Source organism: Enterococcus sp. DIV1375a (assembly GCF_051712205.1).
Lineage (GTDB): Bacteria > Bacillota > Bacilli > Lactobacillales > Enterococcaceae > Enterococcus > Enterococcus faecalis.
Genome location: NZ_JBIOOM010000001.1, coordinates 1892408 through 1904880, shown reverse-complemented (window position 1 = coordinate 1904880; position 12473 = coordinate 1892408). Strand labels below are relative to the sequence as shown.

Annotated in this window: 11 protein-coding genes and 1 riboswitch; of the genes, 10 read left to right on the top strand and 1 reads right to left on the bottom strand. The window is 36.5% G+C overall.

Going from position 1 to position 12473, the window contains the following annotated elements:
• Positions 1 to 48 precede the first annotated feature (48 nt).
• Complete coding sequence (locus IGJ63_RS09255) at positions 49 to 549, top strand: HD domain-containing protein (protein WP_002356666.1); 501 nt, start codon at positions 49 to 51, stop codon at positions 547 to 549.
• A gap of 81 nt (positions 550 to 630) precedes the next feature.
• Here the strand turns inward: IGJ63_RS09255 and IGJ63_RS09250 are convergent, their stop codons facing one another.
• Positions 631 to 963 (bottom strand): helix-turn-helix domain-containing protein, encoded by a 333-nt coding sequence (locus tag IGJ63_RS09250; RefSeq protein ID WP_002382719.1) that lies wholly within the window; start codon positions 961 to 963, stop codon positions 631 to 633.
• Between the two features lie 178 nt (positions 964 to 1141).
• Here IGJ63_RS09250 and IGJ63_RS09245 point away from each other — a divergent pair, with 178 nt between their 5' ends.
• From IGJ63_RS09245 to IGJ63_RS09205, 9 genes are all read left to right on the top strand, one after another.
• Positions 1142 to 1420, top strand: coding sequence for a hypothetical protein (locus IGJ63_RS09245; RefSeq protein WP_010715384.1), 279 nt, complete (start codon positions 1142 to 1144; stop codon positions 1418 to 1420).
• Complete coding sequence (locus IGJ63_RS09240; protein ID WP_438746334.1) at positions 1404 to 5375, top strand: MSCRAMM family protein; 3972 nt, start codon at positions 1404 to 1406, stop codon at positions 5373 to 5375. The genes IGJ63_RS09245 and IGJ63_RS09240 overlap by 17 nt, the downstream gene beginning before the upstream one ends.
• A gap of 27 nt (positions 5376 to 5402) precedes the next feature.
• Positions 5403 to 5546, top strand: a complete 144-nt coding sequence (locus IGJ63_RS09235) for a hypothetical protein (RefSeq protein WP_002356674.1) — start codon at positions 5403 to 5405, stop codon at positions 5544 to 5546.
• The gene (locus IGJ63_RS09230; protein WP_438746332.1) at positions 5543 to 6793 is read left to right on the top strand and encodes a glycosyltransferase family 2 protein; all 1251 of its coding nucleotides are present in this window, start codon (positions 5543 to 5545) and stop codon (positions 6791 to 6793) included. Before IGJ63_RS09235 ends, IGJ63_RS09230 begins: the two co-directional genes overlap by 4 nt.
• A 50-nt stretch (positions 6794 to 6843) precedes the next feature.
• Positions 6844 to 6913, top strand: a riboswitch (Fluoride riboswitch).
• A gap of 76 nt (positions 6914 to 6989) precedes the next feature.
• The gene (locus IGJ63_RS09225; RefSeq protein WP_002362212.1) at positions 6990 to 8255 is read left to right on the top strand and encodes a voltage-gated chloride channel family protein; all 1266 of its coding nucleotides are present in this window, start codon (positions 6990 to 6992) and stop codon (positions 8253 to 8255) included.
• Between the two features lie 49 nt (positions 8256 to 8304).
• Positions 8305 to 8583 (top strand): UPF0223 family protein, encoded by a 279-nt coding sequence (locus IGJ63_RS09220; RefSeq protein ID WP_002356679.1) that lies wholly within the window; start codon positions 8305 to 8307, stop codon positions 8581 to 8583.
• Positions 8584 to 9366, top strand: coding sequence for an inositol monophosphatase family protein (locus tag IGJ63_RS09215; protein WP_002356680.1), 783 nt, complete (start codon positions 8584 to 8586; stop codon positions 9364 to 9366).
• A 220-nt stretch (positions 9367 to 9586) separates the two neighbouring features.
• A complete protein-coding gene (gene typA, locus IGJ63_RS09210; RefSeq protein ID WP_010715382.1) occupies positions 9587 to 11422 on the top strand; it encodes a translational GTPase TypA in 1836 nt (611 codons plus the stop codon).
• A 74-nt stretch (positions 11423 to 11496) separates the two neighbouring features.
• Complete coding sequence (locus IGJ63_RS09205; RefSeq protein WP_002382728.1) at positions 11497 to 12312, top strand: glycerophosphodiester phosphodiesterase family protein; 816 nt, start codon at positions 11497 to 11499, stop codon at positions 12310 to 12312.
• The last annotated feature ends 161 nt before the right edge of the window (positions 12313 to 12473 follow it).

Genomic DNA, 12473 nt, shown 5'->3' with positions numbered 1-12473 from the left:
TACTCGAGTCAAGTTATAAAAGGATTAGAAAAGGTGGCACCCAATTATATGACAGAAAAATGGCGTGAAGACGAAGAATATCTTTCTTATGTAGAAGATTTATTAGCAACCGAAGAAGTCCAAAAATTAGCAGAATACACACAACATATGCATTCAACTCGTTTAGAACATTCAATTAGTGTTTCCTATCATAGCTATAAATTAGCAAAGCGTTGGAACGGCAATGCTCGTGCAACAGCTCGTGCTGGATTATTACATGATTTGTTTTACTATGATTGGCGCACAACAAAGTTTGACGAAGGCTCTCATGCCTATGTTCATCCACGAATTGCAGCCAAAAATGCTGAAAAAATTACAGAGTTGTCTGATTTAGAGCGAGACATTATTATTAAACATATGTGGGGCGCAACTATTGCACCACCAAAATACAAAGAAAGTTACATTGTAACCTTTGTTGACAAATATTGTGCTGTGAAAGAAGCAGCGTTGCCGATGACGACAGCCATGAAAACTAAATGGCGTCAGTATTTTGGCCAACAGTCAATCTAATAAAAAGCTTATCCGGAAGGATAAGCTTTTTTTGTTTAACGTTGACTAAAAAGTCTAACATTCATCTATTTAAAATAAATATTAAAAGTAATTTTGTTCTGTTAATTTCTTTTGAGCATATCGATAGACTGCTTCTTGATTTTCAGTTGTCAATTGTTTGTAAACATTCATAATATTGGTCGGGACAACAAATGGCGTTTCTTCCGTTTCAGGAATACCTAAGATTTCAAGAGGTGATACATCTAAAACTTTAGATAAGGCGACAATTTTATCCCTCCCCATATTTTCAATCATTCCAGTTTCCCATTTCCTGACGGTACTTTTTCCAACACCAACAAAATTTCCAACTTGTTCTAATGTAAGATTTTTCTCCATCCGTTTTTGCTTTAAAAAATTCTCTTTCAAAAAAATCACCTCCGTAAAAACATTCTAGCACAAAAAGTGTCGCAAAAGAAACATGTTTTTTTGAAAGTAGATATAACAAATATAACAAAAAAGTTATTTGATTTTAATGATATTGACGTTTTTTTCACAAAATGATATAATTTCTGTGTCTTATTAGACACTAAGAGTGAAAAAGGGGGAGAGTAAAATGGAATCAAATTTAATACACTCAAAATTGAGAATGAAAGGAAAAAATGTTGAGTGGTTGGCAAATGAAATGACTGCATACGGACAACCAATATCCGCTTCAACGATTTACAAAAAATTAAAAGGAGAAGTTGTTTTCAAAGCAGCGGATATTAAATTGATTTCACAGTTGTTGGATTTGAAGAATGAAGAAATTATGACTATTTTTTTTAGTGAATTGGTGTCTAAAAAGACACATGTTGATATTGAAAGGATTGTGATGAATGAAAAAAATTATTAATAAGTTATTTTCACTTTGTTTAATTATCTTTATTATTTTAGGATCTAATACAAGTATTATTTCTTATGCGATGGATAATGAAAGTGGACAGCAAATTCGGTCTATATCTGTGGAGTATCCAGAAAATAAGACGGAAATAGTTGCAACAAAAGATTGGGCAACTGTTTCCTTGGCATTATCAATTTCCGAATTAACAAAGGGCGAGGTCCTTACGTTAAAAATGGCTAGTGAAAAATATTCCTATTCAATGACGCCTTTTGAAATTGGAGATGCACTTCAAGTGATTCCAAACGATGATGGTACTTGGACGATTAAAGCCTTACAAACGCTTACAGATTACTCAGCAGATTTGCAACTGAAGCTACGATATAATCAAAATTTATCAGAAGATTTTGAAGATCAAGTCGTTTTTACTTTTGGTGATTCACAAAAAATTGTCAAAATTAATATCGGGCAATACGTGGAGAAAGTTCCGCCAACTGAACTGGTTCGAAAAGTCCCGTTAGGATTTACCTCAGAGGGAAGAATTGCCTGGGTCATTTATTTTAACTATAATCAAGCAGGTCTTTCAGGTTCAGAAAAAACAACCTTTAAATTTTTAGATAATGTAGGTCCAAACCAAACATTAGCTATTGACAGTATTGCTGCATATCTCACCAAGCAGCCTATTTTAGAAACAAATGGTGAAATGATTCGGAATTTGGAACATGACGAATATAGCTATGATGCCAGTCAATTTTTCCAAAAAAATGCCTCTGAATCTGGATTTAATTATGAAGCAGAAAAATTTGAAGGAATACCAACGACCACGGGCAGTTATCTTTCCAATAAAAATGCCTATTATATTTATTTAGAAACGATTCCAAATGAAAATATTCCAAGTGATGCCGTGCTATCAAATTACACGTATATGCGTATTTCTAGTGAGGGATTCGATGCTTGGGAAGATGATGATATTGCCTACATCACAGCAGACGAGAGTAGTGATGGAACAGGTCGAGGGGGTGTCGTTTTAGAAAAAATTGATGCAGTAACTGCTAAAGTTTTAGAAGGTGCTGTTTTCAAAGTCGTGAACACAAAAACACAACAAGTTGTTCAAGAAACCTTAACCACCAATCAAGCAGGTCAAATTCGTTTAGCTGGTTTGGAAGCTGGTCAGTATGCATTCATTGAAACAAAAGCACCAACTGGTTACAAGTTAGATGCAACACCAGTTCCATTTGAAATTAAGTTAGAACAAACACAGACGATTCGCTTGAAAAAAGAAAATACGCGTTTAGAAAACCAGTTAAAAGTAGAAAAAGTAGATGAAAATAATGAGGCGAAACATTTAGCAGGTGCTGAATTTTCGTTGTATGACCAAAAAAATAATCTAATAGAAAAAGGTGTCACGAATGAAAATGGCGAGCTGTTATTTTCAAATTTATCACCTGATGGAGAATATTATTTAGTTGAAACGAAGGCGCCTAATGGCTATGAATTAGACGAAACTAAACATCCTATTTCATTTGCTGGAAAAGCCGACTACACTTTAACATATCGGGTGAAGAATAAGCAGCAAGTACAAATTGGGTCCATCAAAATTGTTAAACAAGATAAAGAAAGCAAAAAACGTTTAACAGGCGCAGAATTTCAGTGGAAAGATACGGTGACAGGAAAAACAGGAATAGTGACAGTTGGAACCGATGGAATGGTCACAATTCCCAATTTAGTAGTTAATCGTACGTATGAACTCACGGAAACGAAGGCACCTACAGGTTATGTACTAGACAAAACTGTGCATAAAGTCACTCTAACAAGTGCACAAGCCAATAAAGTAGTGACAGTAACCATTGATAATGTAGCGCAAAAAGGCGCCATCAAAATTGTTAAACAAGATAAAGACAGTAAAAAACGTTTAACAGGCGCAGAATTTCAGTGGAAGGATATAGTGACAGGAAAGACAGGAATAGTGACAGTTGGAATCGATGGAACCATCACAATTCCCAACTTATCCGTCAATCGTACGTATGAAATCACAGAAACGAAGGCACCTACAGGTTATGTACTAGACAAAACCGTGCATAAAGTCACTCTAACAAGTGCACAAGCCAATAAAACAGTGACAGTAACTGTTGATAATGTAGCGCAAAAAGGCGCCATCAAAATTGTTAAACAAGACAAAGACAGTAAAAAACGTTTAACAGGCGCAGAATTTCAGTGGAAAGATACAGTGACAGGAAAGACAGGAACAGTGACAGTTGGAACCGATGGAACCATCACAATTCCCAACTTATCCGTCAATCGTACGTATGAAATCACAGAAACGAAAGCACCCACAGGTTATGTACTAGACAAAACCGTGCATAAAGTCACTCTAACAAGTGCACAAGCCAATAAAGTAGTGACAGTAACTATTGATAATACAGCGCAAAAAGGTAGTCTAGCAATAATCAAAGTAGACAAAGATTCAAGAAAACGTCTAGCAGGTGCGGAGTTTAAATGGCGTGATACGGTGACAGGAAAAGAAGGAACAGTTGTAGCTGACAAAAACGGACAAGCCCTGATAACGAATTTGCCAGTCAATCGTGTATACGAAATTACAGAAATTAAAGCACCAAACGGCTATATCTTAAATAACAAGACTTACCGAGTTACCCTAACGACTAATTTTGCTGACAAGATTGGTTATTATACCATTGAAAATGTTGCGCTACGTGGCAATTTAAAATTAATTAAACAAGATGGTTACTCAAAACAACGTTTAGCAGGCGCACAATTTAAATTCCGAGATACAACCAATAATTATACTGCAACGTTTACAGCGAATAGGAACGGTGAAGTACTGATTACTGGATTAGCCGGTGATCGTATCTATGAGGTCACAGAAATAAAAGCACCGAATGGCTATATCATAGATAGACGTGTTCATAAAGTAGATTTACGTGGACAAGGTGGTAAAACCTATACATTAGTCTTAAATAATCAAGCACAAAAAGGTGCCATCAAAATTGTTAAGCAAGATGGATATACGAAACAACGTTTAGCAGGCGCACAATTTAAATTCCGAGATACAACCAATAATTATACTGCAACGTTTACAGCGAATAGGAACGGTGAAGTACTGATTACTGGATTAGCCGGTGATCGTATCTATGAGATCACAGAAATCAAAGCGCCGAATGGTTATATCATAGATAGACGTGTTCATAAAGTAGATTTACGTGGACAAGGTGGTAAAACCTATACATTAGTCTTAAATAATCAAGCACAAAAAGGCGCCATCAAAATTATTAAGCAAGATACGGATACAAGAAAACGTTTAGCAGGAGCGAAATTCAGATTTCGCGATACTACCAATAACTATACGGCAACATTTACAGCAAATGGAAATGGTGAAGTACTGATTCCAGGATTATCGTCGGATCGTATTTATGAAATCACCGAGATACAAGCGCCAATTGGGTATGCGTTGGATAGTAGGGTCCATCGGATTGATTTACGAGGTCAAGGCACAAAAACGTATACGTTAGTGTTAAACAATAAAGCAAACTATGGTGCTATCAGAATTATTAAACAAGATGTTGAAACAAAAGCACGTTTAGCGGGCGCTGTTTTTGAATGGAAAGATACAACTAATGGCTATACACAAAGAGTAACAACAGGTTGGGATGGTACAGTCACTATTAGTGGGCTATCTGTCAACCGGGTATATGAAATTAGAGAAGTTCAAGCGCCGGCTGGTTATTCACGAAATACTACGCCAACACGCGTCAGTCTGACGCAAAATCATGCGGGTCAAACAATTGCAATTGTTCGAGAAAACCGAAAAATACCGGTTTATAATCCGCCACCACCAACATATTGGCCAGGATATATTCCGCCAGTTACGTACTATAATCCACCTGTGTACTATAATCCTCCAAAGTATTATTATAGGGGGTGTGTGATGGTCATCGTGGTGGTGTGTTGGTAAAAACAAATAGAGAGAAAGGGGTATTTAATGAGCCAATCAGCTTTACCGAAACTTGGGGTAATTTCAACAGGCGCCTTTTTTGTGGTTGATTTAATTGGCGTTATTCTAGTTTCGATTGTCACTGCCTACATTCTATACCGTTATTTTTTTAAAAGAGGTCAAATTACATGATTTATTTGTATCAGTTATACAAAGTAATTATGTTCATCTTCTTAACCTATTTATTTACAAGTTTATTTCTCAGTTTTCGAACAAGAAAAAAAACAAGAAGAGAAGTCGAAGTAGCAGAAGAATTTTTCTGCTACTTTCTTGTACCGTGTGTAAACGAGGAGAAAGTCATCGGAGAAACATTAAAAAAACTGGTTGCTTTACCAATTAAGAAAAAAATAATTGCGATTGATGATGGATCAACGGACCAAACCAAAGCAATGATGGACAGTATTGCTGGTCCAATCCAAGTTCTGTCTCGTCAATTTCCCAATGCGCAACAAGGCAAAGGGGCCGCTTTGAACCACGCTTTCCAAATTGTATTAACAGATGCAGAAAAAGGACACTATTCTTGGGATCAAGTTTTAGTGGGTGTGGTAGATGCAGATGGTTTTTTTAGTGAAAATATTGTCAATGAGCTAACTGCTGTTTTCACAGATACAACAGTCTGTGCTGCGCAAACAAGGATCAAAATGAAAGATGTCACAAATTTTATGTTTATTGCACAAGATGTTGAGTTTTTTACGATTAATAATTTTATTCAAAAAGCGCGTCGAGCAACAAAAACCATCGGACTTGGTGGCAATGGTCAGTTTTTTCGGTTATCAATGATTACCGAACACTTAGGCTATCAGCCTTGGGGAAATGCTTTGTTGGATGACTATGAGTTAACCATTAAATTAATGCTGAAAGAGTTATCGATTGCTTATATTGACGAGGCCTTTATGGCTCAAGAAGCACTGAGAGATGTGAAACGTTTTATTCGTCAACGAAGTCGTTGGGTTCAAGTAAATTTAGATTGTCTAGCGTATTTACCCAGGGTGATTAAATCAAAGTCATTAACGCTAAGGCAGAAGTGTGGAATCTATTATTTTTTAGCGCAACCCTTTATTAATCTCGTAGCGGGGATGCTCGTTTTTGTCTTAACTGGGCTTCAACTACAACACTTGTATAGGTTAGGCTTTTCGTTATCGCTTGTCATTAGTTTTGTTTTGGCCGTCAGTATTTCGTTAGTTTTCGGCATTTTTTTTACAATCAACTATTATCGCGAGTTGAAAAATTTTCAACTAAAAGTACCTGCAAAACTGGGGCTGATTATTTTGCCTTTTACTATTTCCTACATGTACTTAATTTTATTCGTTAGTGTGGTGATGGCTTATTATCGGTTTATCAAAGGTAATAGCACGTGGATAAAAACGGAACGCAATTGATTTTTTATTGCACTTTCCAGAGTTGCGTGGTATTATTTTTATTAGTTTAATAGCAACATGGTGATGGTGTTCACCACGAACTATTTATTGGACGAATAAATTAATGACGCCTACCAAACGGGAGAAGTGTACCCTTTGGTAGGCTTTTTCTGTACGCTAGGATTGGCGATAAGAAAATTGTAAAGGAGCATGTAAAGTGAAAAAAGAAACAAAGCAACTACTATCAATCGGCGGTTATATGGCAAAATGGTTGCTCATTACCGCAATTATTGGTTTATTTATGGGGGCGTTATCCGCCTTTTTCTTAAAGAGTCTCACCTATGTAACAGATGTTCGTTTAGCAAATCCTTGGTTACTCTTTATCCTCCCCATTAGCGGTGTCGTTTTTACGTATTTCTATACGCGTTTTGGGAAAAATGCTAGCCGAGGAAATAACTTAGTGATTGAACAAGGCAATGGCGGGGAAGAAGATATTCCCTTGCGCTTAATTCCTTTAACATTGTTTGGCACGATTACTACGCACTTATTTGGTGGTTCTGTTGGTCGTGAAGGGACGGCGGTGCAAATGGGGGGCGCAATCGCAAATGCTGTAGGAAAAGTCTTTAAACTGTCCGCTTTGGAACGACAAGTAATTATTATTAGCGGAATTAGTGCAGGTTTTAGTTCTGTTTTTGGCACACCATTAGCGGGAACGGTTTTCGGATTAGAAGTTTTGGCGATTGGAAAAGTTCGTGCAGAGGCACTTTTCCCAAGTTTTTTTGCAGGCTTATTTGCTAATTTTGTAACTGAAAGTTTTGGTGTAACACATACGCATTATCCGATGGGCAAAATTCCGACTTGGTCGGTTGAACTATTTGTAAAATTATTTTTGGCATCGATTTGTTTTGGTTTGGCAGGTTGGGTTTTTAGTCGTTCCATTGTCTTTTTAAAAAAGACCTATGCAAATTGGTTTGCTAATGTCTACCTTCGTGCGTTTCTTGGCGCTGCCATTGTCGTTCTGTTTGTGCTCGTCTTAAACAACCAACGTTATTTAGGCTTGAGTTTACCTTTACTAGAAGATGCTTTTGCAGGTAATGCGCAGCCTTTTGATTTTGTTGGGAAATTATTCTTTACGGTGTTATCCTTGGGCGCCGGATTCCAAGGAGGAGAAGTGACGCCATTGTTTGAAATTGGGGCTACGTTAGGGAGTTCTTTGGCCCCTTTGTTACATCTATCAATTCCTTTTTTAGCAGGTTTAGGATTTATTGGTGTTTTTTCTGGCGCCACGAATACGCCGATTGCTTGTTTCATTATGGGAATTGAACTATTTGGTAGTGAAGCGGCGGTCTATTTTTTCATGGTTTGCTTAATCAGTTTTATGTGTTCAGGAAATAGCGGTATTTATGCTTCACAACAAAGTTTGTATCGCAAAGGAACAGCAGAATATCCTCTCTTTAATGCATTAAAAAATCGACGTAAATAAGATGTTTTTTTATGAAAATATGCTAAACTAGAGAAGATGAGGTGAAGACATGAAAGACTATCAATATCCATTAGATTTAGATTGGACGACAGAGGAAATGGTGATTGTCACTAATATGTGGACAGCAGTTGAGCAAGCCAACGAAACAGGCTTGCCTGTTGACAAATTTTTAACAACTTATCAACAATTTAAAACGGTCGTTAAAAGTATCGGCGAAGAAAAACGCTTAGGTCGTGAATTTGAAAATGCTTCAGGATATTCGTTATATCGTACGCTTCAACAAGCTAAAAAACAGGGAAGCGGTAAATTAAAGCTGGGGGATGATTAGATGACTGAAACGCAAAAATTTATTCAAACAATTCAAAGTTGGCTTTTTGAAGCAGCCGATGTGATTCGAATGAACTTGGAATCAGAGTTAACCGTTCAACAGAAAAATGGCCGCACCGATTTAGTGACAAATATGGATGAACAAACCCAAGAATTTTTAATGAATAAAATTCAAACAAATTTTCCCGAAGATCAAATTTTAGGGGAAGAAAAAGGCTACAATACTTTAAAAAGTTTTGCTGGTCGCGTGTGGATCATCGATCCGATTGATGGCACAATGAATTTCGTGATGGAAAGAGAAAATTTTTGTATTATGTTAGCTGTTTATGAAGACGGCATTGGTAAATTAGGTTTTATCTATGATGTGATGCGAGAAGAACTTTATTGGGGCGGCAAAGGGCTTGGCGTTTATCGGAATAATCAATTATTAAAAGCGCCTACTATGAAAGCCTTGGCAGATGGATTATGGGGCATGAATGCTTACATGCATGGAAAAAATATTCATCACGCAACGGAAATCGGACAAGCAAGCATGGGCGTGCGTATTAGCGGTTGTGCAGGTTTGGAAATTATTGCTATGTTAAAAGGCAACCATCATGGCTATTTATCTAATCTAAGTCCTTGGGATTATGCAGCAGGCTTAGTACTTTTGGAAGAATTTGGGTTTAAATACTCTGGTATTACAGGAAAACCATTAACTTTTGCGGGTCGTGAATACTTTATTGCAGCAACTCCTGAAACCTATGATGAAGTATTTACCCGATATTTAAATGAATCGGAATAATCAAAGAAGAGCGTTGCTGAAAGGTAAGGCTCTTCCTCTTTTAAAAGAGAAAAATTTGTAAAAAAATGTCCTTGTTTTCAGAAAAAGCCGAATAATTTCTAAAACTTTCATTATTTTTGCAGGCGAAAGCCTTTTTTTAATGAAAAAAGTTTGCTATAATAAGCAGTCGGCTTTTATGGACTTAAGTAACATAAGCGTATATAGATAAGGAGCAATTAAATTGAAATACAGAGATGATATTCGTAACGTGGCAATTATCGCCCACGTTGACCATGGTAAAACAACCTTAGTAGATGAACTTTTAAAACAATCTGACACTTTAGATGGACACACACAATTACAAGAACGTGCAATGGATTCCAATGCACTTGAAAGTGAACGTGGAATTACTATCTTAGCAAAAAATACAGCCGTAGATTATAACGGTACACGTATCAACATTCTAGATACACCAGGACACGCGGACTTCGGTGGTGAAGTAGAACGTATCATGAAAATGGTAGACGGTGTTGTTTTAGTTGTCGATGCGTATGAAGGAACAATGCCTCAAACACGTTTCGTATTGAAAAAAGCATTAGAACAAAAAGTAACACCAATCGTGGTTGTTAACAAAATTGACAAACCTTCTGCTCGTCCTGAACACGTAGTAGATGAAGTTTTAGAGTTATTCATCGAATTAGGTGCAGACGACGATCAATTAGATTTCCCAGTTGTTTATGCTTCTGCTTTAAACGGAACTTCAAGTGAATCAGATGATCCAGCAGATCAAGAGCCAACAATGGCCCCAATTTTTGATAAAATTATTGAACATGTGCCAGCTCCAGTTGACAATTCAGACGAACCACTTCAATTCCAAGTCTCATTACTAGACTACAACGATTACGTTGGACGTATTGGGATTGGCCGTGTGTTCCGTGGCACAATGAAAGTCGGCGACCAAGTTGCGTTGATGAAATTAGATGGCAGCGTGAAAAATTTCCGTGTAACGAAAATTTTAGGTTTCTTTGGCCTACAACGTGTGGAAATTGATGAAGCAAAAGCGGGCGATTTAATTGCCGTTTCTGGAATGGAAGACATTTTCGTTGGGGAAACAGTTGTAGATGTTCACAATCAAGAAGCATTACCAATTCTACACATTGATGAGCCAACCTTACAAATGACTTTCTTAGTTAACAATTCTCCATTTGCGGGACGTGAAGGAAAATACATTACCGCTCGTAAAATCGAAGAACGTTTAATGGCTGAGTTACAAACAGACGTATCTTTACGTGTTGATCCAATTGGCCCAGATTCTTGGACTGTATCAGGCCGTGGCGAATTGCATTTATCAATTTTAATTGAAAACATGCGTCGTGAAGGCTATGAATTACAAGTTTCTCGTCCAGAAGTTATTGAACGTGAAATTGATGGGGTTAAATGTGAACCATTTGAACGTGTTCAAATTGACACACCTGAAGAATACATGGGTAGCGTGATTGAATCCCTAAGTTTACGTAAAGGCGAAATGCAAGATATGATTAATGCCGGTAACGGACAAATGCGTTTAATCTTCTTAGCACCAGCTCGTGGCTTAATTGGTTATTCAACAGAATTCTTATCAATGACTCGTGGTTATGGTATTATGAACCACACCTTCGATCAATACTTACCAATGATTCAAGGAACGATTGGCGGCCGTCATCAAGGTGCGCTAGTTTCAATCGATACTGGTAAGGCAACGACTTACTCAATTATGAGTATTGAAGAACGTGGTACAGTTTTCGTTGAACCAACGACAGAAGTTTACGAAGGAATGATTGTTGGGGAAAACAACCGCGACAACGATTTAACTGTGAACATCACAAAAGCTAAACAAATGACTAACGTTCGTTCGGCAACGAAAGACCAAACATCAGTCATCAAAAAACCGAAAAAATTAACGTTAGAAGAATCATTAGAATTCTTGAATGAAGATGAATACTGTGAAGTAACACCAGAAAGCATCCGTTTAAGAAAACAAATTCTTAACAAAAACGAACGCGAAAAAGCAAACAAGAAAAAGAAAAAAGCTGAATAATTTTTTTGAAAAGTACAAAATGCCGATGGCTATTGTACTTTTTCTTTTAATAAGTAAGGGAGTTGTGTGGATAAGTGAATAAAATCGCCAAATCTCTGATAGTAGGGGTATTTCTATTAACTGGTTGTGCTAATAGTTCTGTTGAACGTTTATTACCTAAAAACCAGACACAAATTATAGCTCATCGTGGAGATCATAATAAAGCACCAGAAAACACTGTTGAAGCAATTAATGAAGCAGCTAACCAGAATTATAATGGTGTAGAAATTGATGTTCGTAGCAATAAAGATGGTCAATTATATTTAATGCATGACAATACATTGGATAGAACAACGAATGGACAGGGAAAATCAGAAAAATTTACCATGAAACAATTAAAAAAAGTAAGTATAAAAACGGCTAGTTATCCTAAATATGAAAACACATCAATAAAAATTCCGACGTTTGAAGAAGCAATTGAAGCAGCTGCAAATAATGGATTGATGGTTAATGTTGATGGATCCAAAGGAAACTGGTTAGATGAACATTTTGTTAAAAATGTCATGGACATCTTAAAAAAATATGAAATTTATGATCGTAGCTTTTTTGTGATTAGTGATGAACCAAGTCGAAATTTTGTGATTCAAAAGTATCCAGATGCTACTGTCTCATGGCTATGTGACAAAAAAGAAGATATTCCTAAAGAGATAAAAAAAATTAAATCATATAAAAACGCATTATTATCTGTTGCTAATGATATTGCGGATGAAGCGGTCATTGAGAAACTCAATGTTTCTGGAATTCGTTATCAAGTATACGGTGTTCAAACTTCAGAGCGATATCAAGAATTGAAAAAAATGAAAGTGCCTTTAATTGAAACAGATAAAGTTGTACCAGATAAAGCTGAATAATTTTTCGACAAATAAACATTTAAACCAACTATGCTCGTTTTACTACGAAAATAGTTGGTTTTTTTGATGGCAAAAACGAATTAATGCGTATTTTAAGATAAGGTTATTTTTTTATGTGTGGATAACTACTCGTTATCCACAACAAGCAAATGTCGTTATTT

Excerpts from the sequence above, each read along its gene's own strand:
- IGJ63_RS09240 (WP_438746334.1), top strand. The coding sequence starts at position 1,404 with ATGAAAAAAATTATTAATAAGTTATTTTCACTTTGTTTAATTATCTTT.
- IGJ63_RS09215 (WP_002356680.1), top strand. The coding sequence starts at position 8,584 with ATGACTGAAACGCAAAAATTTATTCAAACAATTCAAAGTTGGCTTTTT.
- IGJ63_RS09230 (WP_438746332.1), top strand. The coding sequence starts at position 5,543 with ATGATTTATTTGTATCAGTTATACAAAGTAATTATGTTCATCTTCTTA.
- IGJ63_RS09220 (WP_002356679.1), top strand. The coding sequence starts at position 8,305 with ATGAAAGACTATCAATATCCATTAGATTTAGATTGGACGACAGAGGAA.
- IGJ63_RS09255 (WP_002356666.1), top strand. The coding sequence starts at position 49 with ATGACAGAAAAATGGCGTGAAGACGAAGAATATCTTTCTTATGTAGAA.
- IGJ63_RS09235 (WP_002356674.1), top strand. The coding sequence starts at position 5,403 with ATGAGCCAATCAGCTTTACCGAAACTTGGGGTAATTTCAACAGGCGCC.
- IGJ63_RS09245 (WP_010715384.1), top strand. The coding sequence starts at position 1,142 with ATGGAATCAAATTTAATACACTCAAAATTGAGAATGAAAGGAAAAAAT.